This window comes from Cellvibrio fibrivorans (assembly GCF_031457055.1).
GTDB lineage: Bacteria > Pseudomonadota > Gammaproteobacteria > Pseudomonadales > Cellvibrionaceae > Cellvibrio > Cellvibrio fibrivorans.
In genome coordinates, this window is sequence record NZ_JAVDVX010000002.1 from 308,020 (window position 1) to 332,363 (window position 24,344).

20 protein-coding genes are annotated in these 24,344 nt (G+C 45.0%); 12 read left to right on the forward strand and 8 right to left on the reverse strand.

Going from position 1 to position 24,344, the window contains the following annotated elements; all coding sequences use genetic code 11:
* Nucleotides 1-6: 6 nt before the first annotated feature.
* The 4 genes from J2X05_RS06170 to J2X05_RS06185 form a co-directional block, all read right to left on the reverse strand.
* The gene (locus J2X05_RS06170) at nucleotides 7-315 is read right to left on the reverse strand and encodes a 2Fe-2S iron-sulfur cluster-binding protein (RefSeq protein WP_151030841.1); all 309 of its coding nucleotides are present in this window, start codon (nucleotides 313-315) and stop codon (nucleotides 7-9) included.
* Between the two features lie 51 nt (nucleotides 316-366).
* Nucleotides 367-1,536, reverse strand: coding sequence for a cytochrome P450 (locus tag J2X05_RS06175; RefSeq protein ID WP_151057314.1), 1,170 nt, complete (start codon nucleotides 1,534-1,536; stop codon nucleotides 367-369).
* A gap of 224 nt (nucleotides 1,537-1,760) precedes the next feature.
* The gene (locus J2X05_RS06180; RefSeq protein ID WP_310070137.1) at nucleotides 1,761-3,191 is read right to left on the reverse strand and encodes a carbohydrate-binding protein; all 1,431 of its coding nucleotides are present in this window, start codon (nucleotides 3,189-3,191) and stop codon (nucleotides 1,761-1,763) included.
* Nucleotides 3,192-3,437: 246 nt separating this feature from the next.
* Nucleotides 3,438-4,376: a sugar kinase gene (locus J2X05_RS06185; protein WP_151057318.1), complete on the reverse strand. Its 939-nt coding sequence runs from the start codon at nucleotides 4,374-4,376 to the stop codon at nucleotides 3,438-3,440.
* A 283-nt stretch (nucleotides 4,377-4,659) separates the two neighbouring features.
* Here J2X05_RS06185 and J2X05_RS06190 point away from each other — a divergent pair, with 283 nt between their 5' ends.
* The gene (locus tag J2X05_RS06190) at nucleotides 4,660-5,496 is read left to right on the forward strand and encodes a transporter substrate-binding domain-containing protein (RefSeq protein WP_310070141.1); all 837 of its coding nucleotides are present in this window, start codon (nucleotides 4,660-4,662) and stop codon (nucleotides 5,494-5,496) included.
* A gap of 60 nt (nucleotides 5,497-5,556) precedes the next feature.
* Here J2X05_RS06190 and J2X05_RS06195 read toward each other — a convergent pair whose 3' ends face one another.
* Nucleotides 5,557-7,692, reverse strand: a complete 2,136-nt coding sequence (locus tag J2X05_RS06195; RefSeq protein WP_310070143.1) for an agarase — start codon at nucleotides 7,690-7,692, stop codon at nucleotides 5,557-5,559.
* A gap of 290 nt (nucleotides 7,693-7,982) precedes the next feature.
* Between J2X05_RS06195 and J2X05_RS06200 the strand changes: the two genes are divergently transcribed.
* From J2X05_RS06200 to J2X05_RS06225, 6 genes are all read left to right on the forward strand, one after another.
* A complete protein-coding gene (locus tag J2X05_RS06200; RefSeq protein WP_310070145.1) occupies nucleotides 7,983-9,560 on the forward strand; it encodes an MFS transporter in 1,578 nt (525 codons plus the stop codon).
* Nucleotides 9,561-9,802: 242 nt separating this feature from the next.
* On the forward strand, nucleotides 9,803-10,942 hold the full coding sequence (locus J2X05_RS06205; RefSeq protein ID WP_040391650.1) for a mandelate racemase/muconate lactonizing enzyme family protein: 1,140 nt from the start codon (nucleotides 9,803-9,805) through the stop codon (nucleotides 10,940-10,942).
* Nucleotides 10,943-10,955: 13 nt separating this feature from the next.
* Entirely contained in the window at nucleotides 10,956-11,975 is a 1,020-nt protein-coding gene (locus J2X05_RS06210; RefSeq protein WP_151057322.1) for a zinc-dependent alcohol dehydrogenase, read from the forward strand.
* Between the two features lie 8 nt (nucleotides 11,976-11,983).
* Nucleotides 11,984-12,748: an SDR family oxidoreductase gene (locus tag J2X05_RS06215; RefSeq protein WP_049629444.1), complete on the forward strand. Its 765-nt coding sequence runs from the start codon at nucleotides 11,984-11,986 to the stop codon at nucleotides 12,746-12,748.
* Nucleotides 12,749-12,753: 5 nt separating this feature from the next.
* A complete protein-coding gene (aldA, locus tag J2X05_RS06220) occupies nucleotides 12,754-14,196 on the forward strand; it encodes an aldehyde dehydrogenase (protein ID WP_151057324.1) in 1,443 nt (480 codons plus the stop codon).
* Nucleotides 14,197-14,368: 172 nt separating this feature from the next.
* Nucleotides 14,369-14,977, forward strand: coding sequence for a GntR family transcriptional regulator (locus J2X05_RS06225; RefSeq protein ID WP_151057326.1), 609 nt, complete (start codon nucleotides 14,369-14,371; stop codon nucleotides 14,975-14,977).
* A gap of 233 nt (nucleotides 14,978-15,210) precedes the next feature.
* On the opposite strand, the gene J2X05_RS06230 is transcribed toward J2X05_RS06225, so the two are convergent.
* A complete protein-coding gene (locus tag J2X05_RS06230) occupies nucleotides 15,211-17,523 on the reverse strand; it encodes a beta-galactosidase (protein ID WP_151057327.1) in 2,313 nt (770 codons plus the stop codon).
* Nucleotides 17,524-17,722: 199 nt separating this feature from the next.
* Between J2X05_RS06230 and J2X05_RS06235 the strand changes: the two genes are divergently transcribed.
* From J2X05_RS06235 to J2X05_RS06255, 5 genes are all read left to right on the forward strand, one after another.
* Entirely contained in the window at nucleotides 17,723-18,391 is a 669-nt protein-coding gene (locus J2X05_RS06235; RefSeq protein WP_151057329.1) for a GntR family transcriptional regulator, read from the forward strand.
* 13 nt (nucleotides 18,392-18,404) lie between these two features.
* Entirely contained in the window at nucleotides 18,405-19,559 is a 1,155-nt protein-coding gene (locus tag J2X05_RS06240; RefSeq protein WP_151030853.1) for a mandelate racemase/muconate lactonizing enzyme family protein, read from the forward strand.
* A gap of 8 nt (nucleotides 19,560-19,567) precedes the next feature.
* Nucleotides 19,568-20,827, forward strand: a complete 1,260-nt coding sequence (locus tag J2X05_RS06245) for an MFS transporter (RefSeq protein ID WP_151030854.1) — start codon at nucleotides 19,568-19,570, stop codon at nucleotides 20,825-20,827.
* On the forward strand, nucleotides 20,772-21,833 hold the full coding sequence (locus tag J2X05_RS06250) for a sugar kinase (protein ID WP_310070157.1): 1,062 nt from the start codon (nucleotides 20,772-20,774) through the stop codon (nucleotides 21,831-21,833). Before J2X05_RS06245 ends, J2X05_RS06250 begins: the two co-directional genes overlap by 56 nt.
* Before the next feature lie 74 nt (nucleotides 21,834-21,907).
* A complete protein-coding gene (locus J2X05_RS06255) occupies nucleotides 21,908-22,543 on the forward strand; it encodes a bifunctional 4-hydroxy-2-oxoglutarate aldolase/2-dehydro-3-deoxy-phosphogluconate aldolase (RefSeq protein ID WP_310070159.1) in 636 nt (211 codons plus the stop codon).
* Here the strand turns inward: J2X05_RS06255 and J2X05_RS06260 are convergent.
* Nucleotides 22,535-23,581: an SMP-30/gluconolactonase/LRE family protein gene (locus J2X05_RS06260; protein ID WP_310070161.1), complete on the reverse strand. Its 1,047-nt coding sequence runs from the start codon at nucleotides 23,579-23,581 to the stop codon at nucleotides 22,535-22,537. The genes J2X05_RS06255 and J2X05_RS06260 overlap by 9 nt on opposite strands.
* Nucleotides 23,568-24,329 carry a SapC family protein gene (locus tag J2X05_RS06265; protein ID WP_310070164.1) on the reverse strand — a complete coding sequence of 254 codons (762 nt, stop codon included), beginning with the start codon at nucleotides 24,327-24,329 and terminating at the stop codon, nucleotides 23,568-23,570. The genes J2X05_RS06260 and J2X05_RS06265 overlap by 14 nt, the downstream gene beginning before the upstream one ends.
* Nucleotides 24,330-24,344: the final 15 nt, after the last annotated feature.

A 24,344-nucleotide genomic window follows, 5' to 3' on the forward strand; every position in this document is an offset into this window, starting at 1 on the left:
GATTGTTTAGCCAACAACTTCGAGTACCAAGCCATCTACCTGAGGGGTGATTTCAATTTGGCAACACAAACGACTGAACTCATTTACATTGTCGTCCAGCTCCAGCATGTCTTTCTCAATGTCACTGGCAGCGGTTAATTTACTGGCATGCTCTGCTGGAACATAAACATGGCAAGTTGCACAGGAGCAAACGCCACCACAGTCGCCGCCAATACCTGGAATGCCGTTGTTAACCGCCAGTTCCATTGCATTGCCTGAAGTTGCCTCTAAAGTGATGCTGTCTTTACCGGGAGTAATAAAGGTAATTTTGGCCATTTTGGTTTCTCGTGTAAAAATGTTATATTCAAGAATTGTTCGAGTAAGAGATTATTTTGATAATTGCAGCTGCAACTTGTGGTAACCCACCTTGCGCTGAAATTCACCCCAGTTTTCAATATTTTCCTGTGCATCACCTAGGGTTATTTTATCGACTTGTTGGCACAGCTCATCCAACAGAATTTGCATGATTACCCGCGCGTGAGTTGCACCAAGGCAATTGTGATGACTAAAACCAAAACCGACGTGCGGGTTTAATTTACGATCCAACACTACCTCGTTGGGGTTTTCAAAAACGGTTGCATCGCGGTTGGCGGAGGCCCAGCAAAGTGAAATTCGGGTGTCGTTTTTGACTGCATGGCCACAAACTTCACTGTCTTTAGTCGCAACTCTTCCCATATGGGTGAGTGGTGAGAAATAGCGAATTAATTCTTCAATTGCACGGTTATGAATTTCAGGTTCTTTGCGTAAACGTGTCAGCGACTCGGGGTTTTCACCCAAGTAAGCGAGAGTATTGGTGACCATATTAATTACTGTGTCGCGACCGCCAGCAAAGGTGAGCACAATGATGCCTTTAATTTCGTCGTGAGTTAATTTTCTGCCCTGTAATTCAGTGGCTAATAAAACGGAAAAAATATCGTCACTGGTTGATTTTTCTGCCGCAGCGATTTTTTTATCAATATAGTTATAAAGTACCTGAGCTTTGCTGCCATCTAATGGATTATCTTCACTGCGGAAAACGTGTGTTCCCCAACTGATAAATAAATCTGCTTCTTCATAAGGAATGTTGAGCAATATGGTTAATGCTCGGGATTGTAAGGGCAGCGCAAAATCGTAAATGGCTTCAATTGAATCCTGTTGTAGAGATTCTTGCACCAATGCCGAAATTTGTTGGCGCAACGCTTGGCGATAAGTTTCTTCAAGTGGCCGTTTAAGCCAAGGCTCTAAAAAAGCGCGGTAATCGCCGTGTAGGGGCGGGTCTACTTCAAAGGGAACCTGGCGAATATCGCGAATGTTGACTTCGGACGGCACCACAATTCTGCCGGGGGTGGCAGCGGAGCTAAAGGTTTTCCAGTCGTGCGCACATTTGCGTAAATCTTTATGGCGCAGCACCATCATCACCGGGTCATTTTGATCATCAATAAACCCAACGCCTTGCTTTGCGCGAGCTTGCTCAAAAGGGTCGGGAATACCAGTGTGATTAAACGGGCACTTACTCATGGTGGGAGTCTCCAAGCGATCATTGATGGCTTTTATGATAGAGCGGAGACCTTGCGGCTAATACACAGATAAGGTGAAAAAGTATCAGAAATTTGACATGAACTTCAATGGACTAGTTGAGCTAATACAGAGTTGCTTGTTCGCCGCGAGTAGTAAAAACGACACTTTCAACGGCTAGCTGAAAGTGTCGTTAATTTATTCAATATAGCAATTTATTTAACATTTTACTCTTTTAAGAATTCATCAAAAAATGCTTTGGAGTTGTTAAGTGTTAAGAATCCAAATATCCAGGCATTTTCAACGCAGTCGGAAAAATCAAAACCACCGGCTTTAATTGAGGGGTTTTCGTATCCGCTGATATTGTTGTTTGCATCCGCAACTCGTTGCGCTTCACTCCAGATATTGCCTACACCAACATCGGCTTTTGCTCTCTGCCAATCACTACCGTCTTTGGTGTTAAATCCCGGTGTGCCGTTACCCGTCGAATTACCATCAGCAATTTTGTTGTATTGCGCGGTATTTTTCACATAGGTTAAATCGGCGGGTGTCGTTTTATCTTCGTTCCAGTTGCTGTGTTGAACAACATGAAAGCGCGTTTTCAAATTAATGCCGGGGTTAGTCTGCTGAATGGCTCTGAGTACATCGGCGGTAAAATCCGATTGACCCGCTTCTTGTACCCAAATATCGCCGCCGGCATTCAATGTTGCCAAGGTTTTTTGCGTGACGTTATTAACGGCAGCATTCCAATTGGTAGAAGCGTTAGACCAATTGCTTCCAAACGCTAAGTTAAAAAGTTGTGGCGCATCTATATAGCGGCCACCTTGAGTGCCGATAGTTCCAGCTACTGCATGGTATTTCACATTATTAAAGCGTGAATCGCGCAACATGGTGGCTAGGGCAGCAACTGCGTGCACATCATCTAGATCAGGTTTTTGATCGAAGTGGGCGAGCAATAAATCCTTGGTTGTATTGAATTTTCCGAGAATGACATTATCCACTGGTGGATTGTTGGTGTCTGGTTCTACTTTTTTAATGTCGATCCAATTGATGTTGAATCCACCTGTGAGCATATTTAAACGCAGCATTTTTTTGCCTGCGGTCAGACTTTTTTTAGCCGAGCTGAGTGTTTGCCAGCTTTGCCATCCGCCTGTGTTTGGAATAGACAGCGTGCTACCCAACAGAGCGCCATCAATATCAATACTGAGTGTGCCGGAAGTATCGGGCGATGCAACGCGGAGTTGAAGTTGGTATTCGCCTGAACTAGTGATATTGATGGGGTATTCCAGCCATTCTCTACTATTAATCCAGCCGATATTGAGGCCACCGCCAGTGTCAGTTGTCGCTTGAATATCAACATTGCCGGATTGCCCTTGTCCGCCTTGATTGCCGGGTGTTGTATCAAATGCTGTAAAAAAATCCTCTGCCTGAATGTTGGCTGGGACATTAGTGTAGTTAATAGTGGGGTGGCCAAAACTGTCGCAGCGCAGTTCGCCGCACATGCAAATACTAAGGCTGGATTTGCTGTTGGCACAATCTGTCGCAGAGCTGCCGTAGATGTTTTTACACTCGCTAGTAGTGTTGCACTGATCCTGTGCCAATAATGTGCTTGAAAACAATAATGCAGAAATAGAAAAACAAAATTTTATTTTATTCATGTTTATCTCCTTTTAGCTAAAGCTGACAGTAGATGGGTGTGTTTGAATAGATGTAGCGGAAGCCGCTAACAGATTGAGTTTATGCTTATGATGGAATTATTTTGTGTTGTTGTTCGCAGGTATAAGAATGAATAAATAATGCCGATTTATAATTATTTTATTTGTGATCTGCACTGTAAAAGCTCCAGTTGAACTGGAGCCTATTTACTTTTTTTGGGGACAAAAAAGGAGCAGCAATAATTAATGTTAATAATGTAATTTGCTGATGTGACGCTTGAAAAGTTCGCGATTAAGAATGGCCCCTTTGTGCTGAATCACCAGTGCAGATATTTTTGCTGCAAAACGAATGGCATTTTCGGGGTTTAGCCCGCGTGCGCGCGCCGCCAGATAGCTGCCGTTAAACGAATCACCTGCTGCAGTTGTATCTATAACCTGAGTGACAGGTTCTATAGCGACTTCCAAATGATCTTGGCCTGACTGATAAATAATAGGGGCAGGGCCATCTTTAATAATAATTTCATCAATATTATAGGCACTTAAAAATTTGCTAACCGCGATTGCGGAGTCTAGCTGATAAAGATTGGTGAAATCCTCCAAACTCGGTAAAACCAAATTGCTTGCATGAAAAGCGAGTTCGTATTGGGCTTTACAATCCTCAATGGAGCCCCATAATTTTGCGCGATAATTAGGGTCAAAAATGACTTGTGTGCCCTGTTGTTTTAATCGATGGATAAAATCCCAAAAGAGGTCGCGGCTGTCTTTTTCTAATATGGCCAAAGAAATGCCCGAAAAAAACACTTGATCGGGAGCTGTGAAAGTCGCAGCGGAAACTTGCGCCTGATGTAAATGCATGACCTGTTTTGCCGCTGAGTCATTGCGCCAATATTGAAAACTGCGCTCGCCACTGGGGGTATTGTTGATCATATAGAGCCCCAACGTTTTACTCGGGTGCTTATAGATCAAAGAGGTATCTATATCCTCTTGCTGCAGGCTGGAGATTAGTTTAGTGCTAGCGGCGTCTATCCCGACCGCACTCATAAACGATACTTGTATTGCTTCAGGGGCGCAGCGTTTTAAATATACCGCCAAACTGTGCACATCCCCCGCAAATGATTGTTGCCATAAATCTGGGCTAGCGGGGCTTAGTTCCAGCATACTTTCGCCAATAATCACAATTCGTTTCATCGCATATTCGCTTGTTTGGGGTAGGGTTAAAGGGTTGCTTTCTATTCTATAGAGCTATGCCTTTTATGTAAAATGTTGACAAATGTGGTATGAGGCATGTTGGTAGAATTACAGTATCCAAGCTATGCTTTTTCAGTTGATGAGCAATGATCTACTCTTCTCTAGGATGATATTGCTGGTTAACAGCGTATTCAGTGGGAGAAAAATTGTGTGTTTACATCTGCGCCGTATAATCGGGATTGTACTGTTGTCGGGAGTAGGGGCTTCTTGTAGCTGTTTGGGTATGCAAGTTGTCAATTATCGCATTCCCAGCACCCCTATCGATCAATACGAAAATTACACTATTGAGGTGCTGAGGCTGGCGCTCGAAAAAACTCGCGCTAGCTACGGTGACTATCAGCTCCGACCTTTGCCTGAAGGAGTTAATAGGCTTAGGGCTAAAAAAGCGCTTGCTAGTAATGAGTATTCTGATTTGGTTATTGAGGATAGTTATGATGGATCTGAAAGTGCTGATGTAAGTTATATAGAGTTTCCCATCGATTTAGGTGTTTTGAGTTATCGAGTATGTTTTGTGAATCCAGATGTGGCTCCAGTAGTGGCTGCGGCTAAAACCTTGGAGGAATTGAAGCGTTACCGTATTTTGCAGGGCATTCACTGGGCCGATACGAAAGTTCTGAATGCCAATGGATTTAAAACACTTGAGGTGTTTGCTTATAAAAGCTCCTTTCGCATGGTGGCGTCTGGTCGGGCGGATTTGTTTTGTTTGGGGGCCAGTCAAATTATGAATGAATACCTGAATAACAATACGGGCTTGCAGCTAAGTATTAATGATAGTTTCTACTTTTATTACAAATTGCCGCGCTTTTTTTTCCTTAGCTCCCGGAGCAAGGTATTAAAAAGGAGGATTGAACAGGGGTTGCTGCTTGCCTATCAGGATCAAAGCCTACAAGCACTATGGGATAAAAATTTTTTAACTAGTTTGAGGTTTATACAACTGGATAAGCGGAAAAAGTTTGCTCTCAATAATCCATTAAACAGTCATTTAAATCCAGCCTACGAACAATACTTTGCTCCGTTGCCAGAGATTACCCAGGCAATTGATACTTCTTCCAAAAAATAATCGCTAAAAATAAAAAAGCCATACTCGGGTGAGTATGGCAAACGGCACGACAAAGAATGTTTAGTGGGTAAAGTTTCGGCTGTAGTGAAATGCTCTTAATGCCGCTGAGCTTATGTGGCCGCCATCATCCGCAAAGGTCACCTCAATCTGATTGTTAGCTTTGAGGATTGAATAGGGCACAGGGATTTCAATTACACCAAAAAAGTTTTCCCGCCCTTTGCCTTGGTGGTATTGATCATAGCCGCGATAATCTTTTGGTACAGTTACTTCGGTGCCATTAATGGTCACTTTAGGCTGCAAGGATTTTCCGTGATCCCTACCTATGCCCAAGCGTAACGTAGCCTCTCCAAATGCTGCTGGAGTGATGCCGTTTATCGCAAAGTTAAGGGGACTATTGGTTTTAATTGCCTGCAAATAATTTGTTGCATATGTTTTCTGTTCAACTTTAGTTTGATCGATTACTACTGCACTTTCATAGTTCATGGTAATGATCATGGTGCCACTACCTCCAATGCTTAACGAATCTGGAAACTTGTCGCTAACCGTTTCGCTTAAGACCGGCGCGTTTTGGCTATCCAGATGTAAGTGTTTAATCGTCGCATTGGCAAAGGCAGGATTATTTAATGAATAATCATTCAGTGTGAATTCTTGCGCGTTAAATTCCAAATTGTTAATGATGAGATACACCCGCTTATTGTCGGCATAAGCATTGACGACCAGATCGGGATCGCTAGAGGTAATATCAATACGTGTTCCTTTTACGTCTGACCACAATTGATAAAACTTGATCATGTCAGTGAAAACCCATTCGTCACCAGTTTCGCCGGGTGCCTCTTTGCGTTGACGCATAAGGCGGTCATTGTAGGGTATGCCATTAACGCGGCCCCACTCGGCTTTTATCGGCAGAAACGGAATCGTTTTAGCAATATTGTTGGGGCGTTCAAGAAAACTCATCAATAGACCGTTAAATGCAATCAGGCGTAATCCGTCGCGCTGTGGGGTCCAGGGATCAGAAAACATGGAGTGAATGCTGGCGCCATATTCCGATATCACTAAGGGCTTGATCTTGCCAAATTTAATCGTGTCATATTGCTCGAGCAGATCGAGGGTTGCCTCGACGTTGCTGCCGCGACGATATTTCTCGCGATTATTGTGCGCCGGAAAGTCATAGAGATGGATTGAGTAAAAGTCCATATTGGCACCGGCCAGATCAATAAAAACTTTGTCGCGGTTTAGCCATTGTTGAAAGTCATTTTTATCGTAATCGGGAAAGGCCACTGTGTAGCCGCCAATTAAAACATCGCTATTGGTTTTGCGAATTTCTGCGGCCACCGTATTATGAAATTGAAACACCTTTTCTACTGGCACTGGTGATGCGCTAGCATCCACCAGGTCATAAAGAGGTTCATTCATCACTTCAACATAGAGTGGTTTGGGTTGGCCAAATAAATCGCCAGCGCCTTTACTAAAGTATTTTGCCAGATACTGCCCCATGTAGTGGCCAGTGGCAGTTCCAAAAGGTTCACTGGGGGTATCGGTCTGTGAGAGTGCCCAGCCTTTGCGGGTCAGTTTGCCATCTGGCCAGAAGGGGTGTTGCTGCGCCCCTATAATCATATCTGTTAGCCGGTTTTCAAACTGACGAATTTTGGCACTGTTGGCGTTGTTGCTATACACCCAGCGTGCGTCGCCACCTTTGGTTTGGGCGTGACTCTCGCTGACAAAACCCGGGCGAGCGGGGTCTTGATTGAGTTCCCCGAGTTGCCAGGTGATGCCGCCGGTATCGCGGCCGAAATACACGTCATAGCCGTCCATGACTTCGGTAATCAGGTCAGGTGAGGCGTTGGGGGCTCCCAAACTTTGGGCGTTTGAACCAAACCAGTCGGCTTCGGTGTTGGACGAGTGAATGGTGATGAATTTGCGCCGATCAAAACTGTGGATATCGCCAACAATATGTTTGATGTCTCTATTGAAACTGATTTTCGGCCTGCTGTCTGTTGAAGCGACTGAGCTGTTCGGTGTGCTCGACAGGCTAGTGCTGCTACTTGCGACTAAACTGCTAACGGAGGTGGACGATTGTGTGGGGCTGACACTGGCTTTGCTTGATGCTGGAGGAGTTGATGTTCCGCCACCGCCACCGCCACAGCCGCTTAAAATAAGGGTATAGGTTGCAACGCTAATTAGTTGAGTGAGTTTCATATCCACCTGCAATGATTATGTTTATTTGACTAACTGATTGGCTGTATTGCAAAGATTAGCAGGCGGATACTTTAATGTATATATTTAATTGTTAACAAAAATGGCGCATGTTACACTTAAGTCATGGTTTCTATCGAAGCGGTGTGTGTTCTGCAGATCTGTCCGGATGCACCAGAATAATTGAAGTCGTTCTATTGGAGGGCGGCGATAGCCTTGCGGTGGGTTGATTTAATCGGTGTTTATGGGCTGGGCGATCAGTTCAAATAATAACTATTGAGTGGTAATTAGATATGCAGAGAGCAAATAGAAACGCATTTTTCTTTTCCTTTATTGTGGCTCTGGGTGGATTTGTATTTGGCCTGGATATAGCGCTGATTTCCGGCACCATTAAATACATTATTGCTGAATTTAATTTAACCGCTTTTCAAGTGGGTGCCATTGTTGGTGGTTCTACGGGGCTTGGGTCAATTGTTGCACTTCTTTGTGCGGGTTATTTTTGTGAGCGATTTGGGCGTAAAAATACCCTGTTGTTCATTGCTGCATTGTATTTAATCTCTGCGTTGTGGTCGGCATTTGCTGTTAGTTTTGAGACGCTTTTTGCTGCGCGCTTTTTAGGCGGTTTAGCATTTGCGTCGCTTACGCTTGCGTCAATGTACATTGGTGAGATTGCCCCACCAGACTTGCGTGGCAAGTTGGTTGGCCTGAATCAAATGAATATTGTTGTGGGGATTTTTATTGCGCAGCTATTAAATTTCTACATAGTGACCGTAATTAGTTCGCAACCGGCTTGGGCAAATTGGATTGGTTTGACCGAGCTGACCAGTTGGCGTTGGATGTTAGGGTTGGAGATTTTACCTGCGCTGGTTTGGTTTTTATTGCTCTTTTTGATTCCGGAGAGCCCGCGTTGGCTGGTGATGAATGGTAAGAAGCATAAGGCGGAAGCGGTAATTGTCAAAATTGCACCCGCTGACATGGTTGCCCAGCAATTTAATCAGATTTGTGACAACTTAAAAGGTGCTGAGCATTCGCTGAGTGTGAGTGAGCAGCTGGGGTTGTTGTTTAAATCCAGGTTGCGTATCGCGCTATTCATTGGCGCTGGTGCGGCCATGTTGCAATCTTTGTGCGGTATGAATGCTGTTTTAGGTTATATGCCATTTATTTTTTCGCAGGTGGGCGGTGGCGATGCAAGCGCCTTTCAGCAAACCGTATGGGTTGGTGCTATAGGGTTGTTCTTTACATTTCTGGCGCTGGTGATGATTGATCGCATGGGGCGCCGTCCTATTTTGCTCTGGGGTTCGGTCTGGGCTGCTGTGAGCATGGGAGTGGTGACTTATTGTTTTGCGGGGGCGACTTATATGTTGAGCGCAGAATCCGTCGCAGCCTTCGCTGATCGGATTGATACGTCACTATTGGCCCCTATGTTTGGGGTTGAGTATGCCAGTGATCTGGAATTTAAAGGGGCATTGGTGACTCATTTAGGATCGGCAGCGCTGGGTTCACTTCAGGTTGATTTGCTGAATACGGCTGCGCATATGCAGGGTGTGCTGGTGTTTATTGGATTAATTAGTTTTGTGGCGGCATTTAACTTTTCCTTAGGCCCAGTCATGTGGATTTTGTTTTCCGAAATATTTCCTACGCGCATCAGGGGTGTTGCCATTCCTGTTTGTGCGCTGGTCTGTACACTCTTTGGTGGCGTATTGGTGCCTACATTGTTCCCGTGGCAGATAGAGGTTCAGGGTGTTGCGGTCACATTTTTGATCTATACCTGCTTTTGCGTGTTGGGTGCTATTTTTGTTCTAAAAATGGTGCCGGAAACCAAAGGGAAAAGTTTGGAGGAAATCGAGAGTCAACTTGTCGCCGTCAAATAAAACCCTGGTTATTGATCGCCGCTGTTTTTATCTCTTCTGTTTAGTCTCTTATCGCTCGCCAGATGTAGGCAAAAAGTGCCGCCATCTGGCCGTATTGGTAAGTATTACCTCGCGCTTTAGTGCTTTTCTATCGTTATTGCATTTCCGTATCCCACTTTTGAAATTATCAGACTTTTCTCCTTTACAAGTGTTTATCCTGAGTGTAGATTGTTAACAATAAACAAATGCATCAGGATAGGTCTATGCTAAATACAATTTCTTGCGTGAGTCACAACGAACTCTCTGCAACACATATCAAAGCCGTCAAAGTTGAATACTACCAAGTGCCACTGGCCGAGGTGTTATCCGATGCAAAACACGGCGATCACACCTGCTTTGAATTGCTGGTGTGCCGCATCTATTGTCAGGATGGCACCGAAGGTGTTGGTTACACTTATACCGGCGGCAAGGGCGGACGCGCCATTTACTCACTTTTGGATGACGAACTAAAGCCAATGCTGATTGGTCGTGATGCATCGGATATTCATGCAATTTGGGAGGATTTGGGTTGGCACCTGCACTATGTGGGTCGCGGCGGTTTGGTTAGTTTTGCAATTTCTGCGGTCGATATCGCCCTGTGGGATATTCGCTGTAAGCGCTTGAATTTGCCTTTGTGGAAATTGGCTGGCGCCGCCAGTAATAAAACCCGCTGCTATGCGGGTGGAATTGATTTGAATTTCAGCGAACAAAAACTATTGAAGAATATCGATAGTTATTTGGATCGCGGTTTTAACGCGGTAAAGATCAAAGTCGGTAAAGACAATTACAAAGAAGATGTTGCGCGCGTTGCTGCGGTTCGTGAACTAATTGGTAAGCAGACCACCTTTATGGTCGATGCCAATTATTCAATGACCGTTGAAAAAGCTATTCGTTTTGGCCGGGCGATAGAGCAGTACGATATCACCTGGTTTGAAGAGCCAACCATTCCCGATGACTATGAAGGTTATGGCCGGATTGCAGACAGCATTAACATCGCTTTGGCGATGGGTGAAAATCTGCACACCATCCATGAGTTTACCTATGCCATCAGACAAGCCAAATTAGGTTTCTTGCAGCCAGATGCATCCAATATCGGTGGCATCACCGGCTGGTTAAAAGTCGCTGAGCTTGCTTACGCGCACAACTTGCCTGTTTGCAGTCACGGCATGCATGAGTTGCATGTATCGCTGATGTCTTCCCAGCCGCACGCGGGTTATCTAGAAGTTCACTCCTTTCCTATTGATGTTTACACCACGCGTCCAATTGTGATCGCCGATGGCCTTGCAATCGCTTCCGATGAGCCGGGAACCGGTGTGACATTTGATGAAAAATTATTACGTCCACATTTAATCAAACAATCCTGAGGGGATCGAAATTATGTTAGCTGCTCAATATGTTGGTAATAAAGGCTTTCAGGTTGTTGAAGGTCAAATGGTTGCTCCTGCTGCGGATGAAGTGCGTTTGCAAGTAGGGTTTGTAGGTATCTGTGGAACGGATATGCACATTTATCACGGTGTTATGGATCAGCGCGTTGCACCGCCGCAAATTATCGGCCATGAAATGTCGGGCACCATTGTTGAGATGGGAGCCAATGTAAAAGGTTTTGCCATTGGTGATCGCGTTGTTGTGCGCCCGCTCGATTATTGTGGCGAGTGTCCTGCGTGTGCTGCAGGCCACAGCCATGTGTGCCACAAATTAAAATTTATGGGTATCGATAGCCCGGGCGCTTTCCAAAATTCATGGACTGTAAAGGCGCGCACTTTGCACAAACTGCCTGAGAATATTGACTTAAAACAAGGTGCGCTGATTGAGCCACTGTCGGTAGCGGTGCACGATATTTCCCGTGCGCGTTTAACGGCTGGTGAAAAAGCGGTTGTGATTGGTGGCGGCCCCATTGGTCAGTTGGTTGCATTGGTAGCAAAAAGTGTTGGCGCTGAGGTCATGATTTCGGAAGTGAATCAGGTGCGCAATGAATTTGCCCAGAAAAATGGTATTAAAACCGTTAATCCGCTTGAGCAAGATTTAGATGCAGCTGTCAAAGAGTGGACCAACGGCAAGGGCGCAGATGTTGTGTTTGAAGTGTCTGGTGTGAAAGCGGCGATTGAAGCTATGACCAAGATTGCCTCGGTGCGCGGTCGTATTTGTATGGTGGCGATTCACTCACAAAAGCCTGAAGTGGATTTGTTCCAATTCTTCTGGAAAGAACTGGAGTTAGTGGGCGCGCGCGTTTACGAAGCGGCTGACTTTGATATGGCCATTGAATTGGTTGCATCCGGTAAAGTCAAACTGGAGCCATTCATTAGTTCGGTATCTAGCTTGAACAACATTGGCAGCGCTTTTGCGAGCATGGATAACAATCCTGCTGGTATGAAAGCCCTTGTGTCTTGCGCGGAGTAATCACGATTATGTTGGAACAATTTAGCTTAAACGGTAAAGTCGCTTTGGTCACTGGCTGCAAGCGCGGCATTGGTAAAGCAATGGCGGTGGCCTTGGCAGAAGCGGGTGCAGATATTATTGGTGTATCTGCATCACTGGAGTTGCAAGGCTCAGAGATTGAAAAAGCGGTAACGGCTACCGGAAAAAAATTCAGTGCTTATCAATGTGATTTTGGTAATCGCGACAGTCTTTATGCCTTTATTGAAAAAGTAAAAGCAGAGCATCCGGTAATTGATATTCTGGTCAATAATGCCGGTACAATTTTGCGCGCCCCTGCGGCCGAGCATAGCGATGAGTATTGGGATCAGGTGATCAATGTAAATCTGAACTCGCAATTTATTTTGAGCCGTGAAATTGGTAAAACCATGCTTGCGCGCAAAAGCGGAAAAATTATTTTCACTGCTTCATTGTTAACCTATCAGGGTGGTGTGACTGTGCCTGGCTATGCGGCAAGTAAAGGTGCTTTAGGCCAGTTGGTGATGGCGCTGTCAAATGAGTGGGCATCACAGGGTATTAATGTGAATGCAATTGCGCCTGGTTATATCTCTACCGATAATACAGAAGCTTTGCGTAATGACAAAGATCGTTCTGCGTCTATTCTTAGTCGTATTCCGCAGGGCCGCTGGGGCACACCGGAAGATTTTAAAGGGCCGGTTGTCTTTTTGGCATCAAGCGCCTCTAACTATATGAATGGCAGCACCGTGTTGGTTGACGGTGGCTGGATGGGGAGATAAGCACCATGAAAAATGATCTCAACTTTATTAATGGCCAATATGTGCCATCAAAAGCGGCTGGGCATATTGTTGTTTACAGCCCAAGCACGGGTGCTGAAATTGGCCGCATCCCCGAAGGTTGCAAAGAGGATGCACAAGATGCATTAGAGGCTGCGCAGGCAGCACAAAAGCCTTGGGCTGCCCTTACCGCGCGTGCGCGTGCAACATTGCTGCGTAAATTTGCGCAGGCTATTCGCAATGAAACTGAATTGCTGGCTACTATGTTGGTGCAAGAGCAGGGCAAGTTGCTCGATGTGGCGCGCGGTGAAGTAACTGCAACGGCCACGTTTATCGAATACGCCTGCGACAATGCACTCACGATAGAAGGCGATATTTTGCCCTCCGATAAACCCAATGAAAAAATCTACATCCACAAAGTGCCGCGCGGTGTTGTGGTGGCGATTACTGCCTGGAATTTTCCACTGGCATTGGCAGGCCGAAAAATTGGCCCTGCGTTAATAACAGGCAACACCATTGTTATTAAGCCGACTCAGGAAACTCCGTTAACTACTATGGAGTTGGGTCGTATTGCCAATGATGTTGGCATTCCTGCGGGGGTGTTAAATATCGTCAATGGTTCTGGTTCGGTGGTGGGGCAGCATTTGTGTGAAAGCCCGATCACTCGTTTAATTACCATGACCGGTAGTACGCGAGCTGGGCAAATTATTTATAAAGCCAGTGCGCAGCATTTAACCCCTGTGATGTTGGAGTTGGGCGGAAAAGCACCGTTTATTGTGATGGAAGATGCCGATTTGGAGTTGGCTGCCGAAGAGGCGCTCTGGGCCCGTTTTGCCAACTGCGGACAAGTGTGCACCTGTGCTGAGCGCTTGTATGTACATGAGAATGTGTACGATGATTTCGTTGCCAAGTTTGTGCCCAAGGTGAAGGCCTTGAAGGTGGGCGACCCAATGAATCCTGCGACGCAAATGGGCCCCAAGGTTAATCGCCGTGAAATCGAGCAAATCGATGGGTTGGTAAAACAGGGTTTGGCGCAAGGGGCTGAATTAGCCTGTGGCGGTAAACCTGCGATAGTGCCTGGTTTTGAACAGGGTAATTGGTATGAGCCAACAGTCTTGGTGAATGTGAAACAAGATAATATTTTGGTTCATGAAGAAACCTTTGGTCCTATTTTACCGATAGTGAAAATTAGCAGTATTGATGAGGCCATCGCTTACACTAATGACAGTGAGTACGGTCTTTCGGCCTATTTATTTACCCAGAGCTTGAACTACATCCATCGTTCTATCGCGGAAATGGAAGTAGGGGAGGTCTATGTCAATCGCGGTATTGGCGAGCAGCATCAAGGCTTCCATAATGGCTGGAAAATGAGCGGCGCTGGCGGTGAAGATGGCAAGTACGGTTTGGAACAATATTTGGAAAAGAAAACTGTTTATTTAAGTGAGAAATAAGTCGTTAATCTGCCGTTTTATAATGGCCGGGCTCAATGGGTAGGTGTGCTTTTTGGAAGCAAATAGTCACATCTACCCATTGTTATTTGCAGAGATTATTGTCTAATGTCTGCAAATAGCTTAGCCTTATATCACTATCCAATAAGGCTATTTGCGAAAGGTCATCCAGATCATGAAAGAAACAAAAAAAATCATTCCGGTTCGGGATCAAATTGCTGATCAAATCAGATCGGACATTATTGCGGGGGATATGCCACCCAACGCCAAATTAAATGAAGTGGCTTTGGCTGAGCGCTTTGGTGTTTCACGCGGCCCAGTTCGCGATGTATTGCTGCAACTCACCAAAGAAGGATTGCTGGTCGCCAAAAATAATTGCGGTGTTTCAGTGAATAGCGTGCTCTCACCAGAACTACAGGAGCTGATGATCGATATCCGAACCAAAATTGAGCTTCACGCGTTAAAAAGTTTGAAGGGCAAGTTGCAGGAAGCAGATTTTGCTGAAATTGATGCAATTCTGGATCGCCTACAAGATGCTTTTGATAACGAAGATTATACAGAAGTGACAAAGGCTGACATGGACTTCCATCGCTATCTGGTTATGAAAGCAGGTGGGGAAGAGCTGGTTAACTTATGGCAGCCTATTATTTTGCGTATGCGCATGAACTACAAACGAATCACCAAGCCAGTGGATTGCGTTAATGAGCATAGGGCGATTAGTGATGCATTGCGCAAAGACAATATCCGCGAAGCAACTGCTGCGCTCAAAGCGAATATTCGCTAAGGTAAAATACTGTTATTTAGCTAATTAAGTTACCAACTACCTGAGCTTAAATTGCGACCAACCTAGTACCGCGGGTGGCAATTTAAGTTCAGGTTTTTTATTGTGTAAGCGTTTGTTTAAATATTGCCGATGTTTACAGTTCATAAAAAACGCCAGACCGACAACTTGCTCAAGTTCAATGATTGAGTCAGTCGTAGGTCTGACGCTTTTATTGCCGCAATGATTTTCGGTAATTATTGTATGGGCGCTATTTTACTGCGACGTTTATAGAGTGATTTATTCACCCGCTTGGCAGCATCCACCATGGGTTGATAGGGAATATCGGTATTACTTACCCAGCCTACGTTGTAATTTTCGCCATCATATGCGCGGCCGGTGACTGGGTCATCAATATATTGGAACCAATGCGCGCCCACCATATAAGGGTTGTCGATTACGCTATTCATGTAGTTTTCATACATTTTTGCGCGGTCAGTTTGGTCGGCAGCAATCACTAATCCTGGATGATAAAAATCTGTATCCGACGTTGAGCCTATGTGGTATTCACCGATGATGGTGGGAAAATCCAAATCTTTTAAAAATTCCCAAGTGTCAGGGTGCATGCCTTCGCGATAATTATTAAAGCTCAATACATCGCTGTATTTTTTTGCAGCGGCGACCACTTCAGTCGGCATACCCCATTCGGCGGCGATTCTTACACCCATGTACATATGGTTGGGCAGGGCGCGTTTTAGTTCGCTGCTGACAATGCGGAAATAGGTTTCTGCGTAATCGGCGTAGAGCATAGAAAAATCTGCGCGAGAAGCATCATTCAACTTGTCCATAGTGATGCCAGTTGCAAAACTTGACCATGAGTCAATCTTCGTTCCCCAGGCTTGGTTAAGCGTCGCTATATCGCCGTATTTTTTAGTGAGCAATTGGGTAAATTGTTTCTTTGCAGGGCTTTCATCGGCAGTTCTGCTGAGTGCGTAATAGACAGCGCCGAAGTGAGCGCGGTCATTTTTCATCGAGCCCCAACCTTTTTCATTATCGACAAATACGCCGACACACCAGGGCGTATTTTTTACTTCGCGAGCAATTTGTTTAATAGTCAAATGCGCGCGACGTTTAAATTCCGGGTCGTAAACATCGGGTAGCGGCGACCAATAGTCTTGCCCGGAATAGATCACTTTAAAGTCGCCAATAATCCAACCGTTGGCAAAAAATGGCATGCGCTGGTTGTCGTAAAACATGGGATCAATCCAATTGCCAAATGAGGTAAAGCCCCAGTCGACCATACGATCCAGAGTCACATCGCGCCAGATTTTTATGTAGGAATTGGGTGAACTTTGGCCGTAGCGGCGTTCCAGATTGGCTTTGTAAAAGCTGTAGACTTCGCCCTGTTCGAGTACGCCTTGGTGCACTGTGCGACGGTAGCCATAGTGTTCGCCCAGCTCGTGATCGTAAGGAGGCAACCATTCAAACATTTCTCGGCGCAAAGGCGACGCGAGAAAGCGCGAATTCAAGGATTTTTTACCGACAGGAATAATATCGCGCGAGTCTTCCGGGGTTAATTCTTCCGGATCTATTTTGCGCACGCTGGCATCGTTGAAATCATAACCGGTGATGGTTTCCAAATTGGCCATACGTACATTGGCGATAGCGCTGGAAAAAAACAAATAGCCTTCCGGGTCTACCATCCACCAGCGGCCATCTACTTTTGCGGTGCGGAAATAACCTGTGCCTTCCAATTTAGGGCCTTTGCTCCAGCCACCAAAACGCGATCTGTCTTCCGGTTGTTTGGCATTGGCCAAACTGGCTAACTCGGCATCTGCCGCTGCTTTTAATTGTTTTTCTGAATGAATTTTAGTGGGGTAATTTTTTTTGGCGGCTTGACCAAATTTATCGACTATCCCTACCAGATATTCAGGATCTTGGGCTGGATTAACACGCAGCTCTAGGTTGTCCACAATTAAGGTATTGGTTTCAAATTGGGCGTAAGCTTTGAAAATAATTTTAGTCACTTTAGTGAAATCAAAATCGCGATCGCCTGAGCGCCACGCCAATTTCTCTTCGCTGGTTTGCCATGCTGGTGGAGTTTCACGCATGCCGGTTTGCGCATTGGCAACACGCCCGGTTAAGAGTGCATAAAAACGGGCAGATTGCCCCGCATTAATCACTGCGCTGCGCTCTTGTTTGCGGCCGCTTGCATCCATTAATGTCAGCCAAAATTGAAATGATTGGCTGCCTGGATTGGTAACATCCAGTGCCAGATTTAAATCACCTGCGTATTCCCAATTCCAATAACCTTGTGCGGGAGTAGGTAGCTCAATTGTGGATTCCTCGCGCGGCTCGAATACCAGTTTTAATGCCTTGCCATATTTTTTCTCTTGTCCCTCTATCAAGCTTGCCTTGACGTTATTTTCCACAGCTTTATTCAGCGAAAAACTATCAAAGTTTTCGACGCTGCCAATTGGGGAATCTTGATTGGCGGCGCAGCTGAGTGACAACCCCGCCAGAGTGCCAGCAAGTATCTGCTTGATTAAACGTAGTTGATTTTTTTTCATTTTTATCTCCTCTTTTGGGTTGGTAGTGGCTCGCGTGATCTTTCAGAGAGTTGGATTCTTCTTAGTTAATGGTGGTTATGTCAACAATTTACAATGTAAGGTTTTGTAAGTTGCACTTATTTATCGGACAACCCAAAGAACTCTTGATTATTTAAGATTGTATACAATAGTATGTTAATTGTATGCAATATGAGGCGCAATGATGGCGTTGGTAGATACGGAATTGGCTTTTTCGGTGCTCTTGGGGCGGGAGCAGGGGCTGGTAGAGCAAATATTGGCAGATATCGCTCTGGGAACTTTTGTAAGTGGTAATCGCTTGGTTACGGCTCAATTGGCCGAGCGCTATGGAACCGGCGTAAACCCTGTGCGCGAAGCCCTTAAGCAGCTAGAAGGTGAAGGGTTTGTGACCTCGCAAAAAAATAGTGGTGCGCGTGTGGCAAGTTTTGAATACACCAGCATGCGTGATCTATTTGAGATTCTGCAATTGCTCGAACCGTATTTTATGGCTTGGTTTGTGGATCATTACAGTGATGAAAATGTGGCAAGGCTAGATCAACTATTGCAGCAGATGCGTGGTTTAACGACTAATGATCGGGTGGGTTTTTTGCATTTAGACAATTTATTTCATTGGGAAATGTATCGCCATCACTACAACAAGAGTGCACTAAAGATTTGGAAAACAAAACGGTTAATGCTGCTTGCGATGCATGGAAATTTAGCGGTCAGTCGTACGCGTATTGAGCATTCAATTGGTGAGCACCAGCAGATAATTGACGCACTGCGTGCGGGCAAGGGGGCGCAATCAGTGCAGGCATTAGCGTTGCATTTATCTTCCAGTGAAGATTACTGGTCAAAATTAATTCGTTAATACAGAGCAAAGAATGAATATAGTGGATATTAAAACCTATGCTTTTTGGCTGGGGTTTCGCAACGTCTGTTTGGTTAAAGTGGAGACCGATGAGGGTATCTATGGCTGGGGCGAGTCAGGCTTATCAGGGCGTGAAAAAGCGGTAATAGGCGCTATTGAACATTTTAAACAATTTCTGATTGGTCGCTCGGCATTAGATATAGGTGCACTGTGGCAAGAGTTGTATCGGAGCCATTATTTTGAAGGTGGGCGAGTATTGGCTGCTGCAATTTCTGCCCTGGATATTGCTCTGCACGATGCCTGCGGAAAATATTTGAAGGTGCCTGTATATCAGTTGCTGGGTGGCAAGCAGCGCAACAGCATTCCGCTGTTTGTTACTTCTACCTTGGATTTTGGCCCCGCTTTTGTTGACCATCTACTGCAATTACAAAGTGATGGTTGGCAAACCATTCGGGCGACTACCGGTGAGCATGGTGTAAGTCATAGGCCGACTGTATTTGACGTGCGTAAATCGATTGCTAAATCATCTCATTGGCTCACGCAGGCACGCGAAGCTTTGGGGAGTGAAATAATGTTAGGGGTGGATTATCACCACCGTTTGAGCGTGGCCGAAGCGGCTTCTTTTTGTCAGCGGATGCCAGCCGGCACTTTGGATTTTATTGAAGAACCTATTCGCGATGAATCCCCTGCGGCCTATCAAGCGTTGCGCACTATGGTAGATGTACCCTTTGCTATTGGTGAAGAATTCACCAGCAAGTGGGATTTTTCTCGCTATTTGGAGCCGCTGTTAACCCAGTTTGCTCGCGTAGATATTTGTAATGCGGGTGGTTTTACTGAGGCGATGAAAATTACCGCGTTATGTGAAGCAAAATATGTGGACATGATGCCACACAATCCACTTAGCCCTATTTGTACGGCTGCCTCCATTCATTATTGTGCCGCTATTTCCAATCTCGCGAGTTTGGAATTGTCGCCTTACGACGGTGACATGTCTGAATTCGATCGAATTTTTACTCATCGCCCATTAGTGGAAGCTAATGGCTTCAGTATTCCCGCCGATCCTGGGTTGGGTGTAGATGTAAATGAGCAGTTGATCAAAAATCTTCCCTTCAAATATTGGGAGCCGCCGCGACTTATAAAGCCGGACGGCTCCTATACCAATTGGTGAATAAAATAATGCAAAAAAATGCACCTGCAAGTAAAAGTGGAATTTTGATTCTGCTGTTTTTAACAGTAGTTATAAATTACATGGACAGAACCAATATATCGGTTGCTGCCAATGCTATTGCGCAAGATCTTGAATTAACTAAGGTGCAAATGGGAGTTATTTTCTCGGCATTTGGTTGGACTTATTCAATTATGCAAATTCCTGGTGGATTATTGGTTGATGCACTGCGCATTCGAATTTTATATCCCATTATTTTGGTTGCCTGGTCATTAGCGACTTTAGTTCAAGGTGTTGTAAGTAGTTTTGCCACTTTGGTTGGGTGCCGTATGGCGATTGGTTTATTTGAGTCGCCATCCTATCCCGCCAATAACAAAATTGTGACGCAATGGTTCGCAGAGCAAGAGCGTGCTGGCGCTATTGCTGTTTATACCTCAGGTCAATTTATTGGGCTGGCATTTTTAATGCCTGTATTAGCGTTCATTCAAGATTTATTTGGCTGGCGTGGGTTATTTATTGTTTCAGGCTTAATCGGAATTGTTTGGGCACTGGTATGGCGCTACTTTTATCGTGACAAAATAATTCAGTCTCCCGCTGCAGTCATACCATCACCGGCTACAACAAAAAAAGAACCCATCGAAATTCCTTGGGGCAATATCAAATTAGCTTTCTCCAATCGTAAACTTTGGGGGATTTATATTGGTCAGTTCTGTTTGGGTGGAACCTTAATTTTTTTTCTAACCTGGTTTCCTACCTATTTAGCCGAATATCGTGGCTTGAGTGATTTAAAAACTGGAATTTATGCGTCTATTCCGTTTTTATTTGCTTTTTGCGGCGTTCTGTTTGCTGGGTTTTTGTCAGACTATTTGGTGCGGCGTGGTGTTTCTACTGAGGTTTCAAGAAAGGCGCCTATTATTCTTGGCTTTATATTATCTGCCGGTGTTATTGGTGCAAATTATGTCGATAGTATTGCCTGGGCAACTTTTTTCCTGTCAATCGCTTTTTTTGGTAATGGATTAACCTCTATCGCCTGGGTTTTTGTGTCACTGCTTGCCCCGCAAAAAATGGTGGGGTTAGTCGGTGGATGCTTCAATTTTATTGGTGGACTTTCAGCCGTTATGGTGCCGATTGCAATTGGTTATTTGGTACAAGATGGTGACTTTAAGCCTGCGCTATTATTGATTACCGGTTTGGCATTGGCAGGCTTATTTTCCTATGTTTTTTTGGTGGGAAAAATTGTTCCCATATCAGCCGATAATCTGGAGAAATAAATTGAGCATTACATTTTTTGGTGAGCTTATGTTGCGTTTAACCCCAGCGCAACCACAGCAGCGGCTCATGGTGGCACAGCAATTGTCGGTAGATTTTGCAGGGGCTGAGGCGAATGTTGCGGCCGCCTTGGCGCGGTTAGGTGTGGCGACGGATTTCATTACGAAATTGCCAGACAACCTAATTGCGGAACAGGCTATTGCCAGTCTCCATCGCTGCGGTATAGCTACGAATAATGTCTTGTTCGGTGGAGAGCGCATGGGGACCTATTTTATCGAATTGGGTGCTTCGCTTCGTCCAACGCGAGTGATTTATGATCGCAAATATTCCGCTATTTCAACTATCGTTGAAAATGAATTTAATTGGAATGAAATATTACAGGGTAAACAGCGATTGCATTTGAGTGGCATAACGCCAGCACTTTCAGAGCAATGTGCACTGGAGACAATCAAAGCTGCAAAAATTGCACATGGCATGGGGGTCAGGGTAAGTTTTGATCTCAATTTCAGACGCAGTCTTTGGCCAGAACCGGCATTTGCCAAGCACTATTTTAAACAAATTATGCAGTATTGCGATTTGGTATTTGCCAATGCAGGTGTTATCAGTGATGTATTTGGATATCATTTTTTTAATTCTGATGCACTTGCAGAAGCTCAGGCTGTGGCTGAATTTTTAGGTGATGAATTTAATGTAGATGCCGCCGTTACTAGCCGTATTCATCACAGCGCTTCAGTTAATTCGCTCACTTCACTGTTAAGGAAAAATGCCGACTCGTTTAAGAGTACCGAGTTGCGGGTAGATATTCTTGATCGATTAGGCACAGGGGATGCATTCGCCGCAGGAGTTTTGTACGGCTATCAGCAAGCCTGGTCAGCGCAGCAAACTATTGATTTTGCCAATGCCGCCTTTGCGCTGGCGCACAATTGTTATGGCGATCAGGCTTGGATGAGCGAGGCAGAAATTAATGAGGTGGCGCGGGGTAATACTGCTGGTTATGTGGTGCGTTAATTCGTGTTTTGTTGAGCGCAAGTAGTAGATGCAGCCAAAGTCTGAGGCTGCTGGATTAATAGTGGAATACAGCGATGAAGTTTGAACGAGTCAACAAATTACTTGCCGAAAAGCTAATTGTCATTTTACGAGTAAAACACTCAGAAGATATTATTCCCATTGTGCAATGTTTGGCGGCTGCGGGAATAAAGGCATTAGAGGTAACTGCCAATACGCCCAACTTTTGTGCGGCGATTAGTCGTATTCGTAGCGAGTTTCCTGAGGTTTTGGTAGGGGCGGGTACTATTACCAATGTATTGCTTGCGCAGCAAGCGATGGCTGCGGGCGCCCAATTTTTAGTGACGCCGAATACCAGTTCGGCGGTTGTAAAGGTTGCTCATGAGCAAGAAGTTCCAGTTGTGATGGGAGCATTCACACCAACGGAAATTGTGGCAGCAATTGAAGCGCAAGCTGATATTGTTAAACTATTCCCGGCTGAGCCAATGGGCCCTGATTATTTAAAGTCTCTGGCTTTTGGACCATTTAACGACACGATTTTTTTTCCGGTCGGTGGTATTAATGAGCTCAATATCGAACGCTGGGCGAATTCAGGTGCTAAAGGAATCGGTGTGGGTGGGAGTTTGGCTGCGCCGGTGCGTACACCAGAAGAAGCGCAGCGCTTGGTTGAACGGTTAAAAACACTAATAGAAAAAGTTGCCACATTATTTTAATGACAGGCTCATTAAGGTGTCGTGCGCGGTAATAAACAAAGTTTTTTCATCGCTGGAAAGTGTGCAGTTGGCGGTGAGTTTTTCAGTGTGAATTTTAGCGAGCACTTCACCCGCCGGAGAAAAGACCCACACGCCACCGGGGCCTGTCGCAAATAAAACACCGGATGAATGTGTTGCCATGCCGTCGGGCACGCCTTGGTTTTTGGCATTATTTTTGAATTCACTCGCATCATAAAAAACACGTTTGTTCCGTGTGTTTCCCTGCTCATCCAGATCGTAGACTAACCAATGGGGATGCTCTGGATCTGATACGCCTATATATAAAGTCTTCTGATCTGTTGAGAGGCCAATACCGTTGGGAAATTTCACTTGATCATCCAGTAGTGCCAGTTCTCCCGAGTTGGTAACTTTGTAAATCCCCTGAAATCCTAAGGCTTTGCGTTGGTCGCTCATGCCACCTGCCAAGCCGTAGGGTGGGTCAGTAAAGTATAAATTTCCGCTGCGACTGAGCACGGCATCGTTAGGGCTGTTGAGCCGTTTTCCTTGAAATTCACTGGCAATACTTTTGTACTTTGGGGCAGGGTGATTTAATGGAGTAGTCATAAGTGCAACGCGCCGGTCGCCCTGTTGCAATAGAATTAATTCCTGTTTGTTATTGAGCAGCAATCCATTGGAGCCGCCATTGTCATCGCCAGGGAAGAGTGCAGTTGCACCAGCGGGCTCTAAATAGAGCAGAGTTCCTGTGCCGGGTTGATATTGCATAATACGATTGTTGGGGATGTCAGAGAATAAAAGCGCGTGTAATTTATCAACCCATAAGGGCCCTTCAGTCCAACGAAATCCATCGGCGCGAATAAAGATTTTTTGTGCTGGATCGATTAACTGCAAGGCGCGACTATCGATAATCTCAATTGATCCTATTGCTTGATTTAGTTCCGGGGCGAAGTACCCTTCGGCTTTTTCCTGTTTTTTTAGCGTGCAGGCGGTAATGGCGAAAGTCATGATAAAAAGCGTTGTAATTAGGTTAAGCCGTTTCATTTTTCTTACCTTGTAAGCGATTGTTTTTTAAATCGATAAGTCGTTGGAGTTGCTTTAATGAATGGATAATTAGCTGTGTCGGTGCTAAAAAATGTTGCTCTTGTAGTTGGTTTATTTCCTTTTCACTTAAACTATTTAATCTGTCGGTGTTGATGGTATAGATACCTTCATAACTAAAAATTGATCCATCGTTAAAGGCGATATTAATACGTGCCGCTTCCAGCAATTGATGGTTTAGTAGTTGGGTAATAAATGCTTTTGTCAGTATTTCACTGGGTGTTAATTGGCTCAGTAATTCATTGATGGAATTTAAGTAAGCGGTCGGTGTGCCGTCGCTATTAAAGAGCGGCTCTCCCTGTGTGTGGCTAATACGTTTGCTCTGGGTATTGATGCTAATAAAACCATCGTTGCGTGCTTTGCTAGGTTGTTCAGCATTTTCAGTTGTGTGGTGGCGCCCAACAATAAATGGCTGACGTTGGATATGCAGTGGAATGTAATTGGCGTCCCATATATTTTTATCTAAATAGAGGTTCTCTTCGGGTGCAAAACCTAATAGGGAATATAGATTAAATTGACCTGTGTCTGGATCTTTCATAAAGCACAGGGGGTATTCATGGGCTAAATTTTTTAGCTCATGGATCAACACCGGAATGTTATTAATATTTTCACCGTATTCAGCGCCACGCCCGGTAATGACTTTCAGTTGAGCGTGTGCTGGGTAATTCAATATTTCAATGGAGTTACTCATAGGTGCTCGCGATTG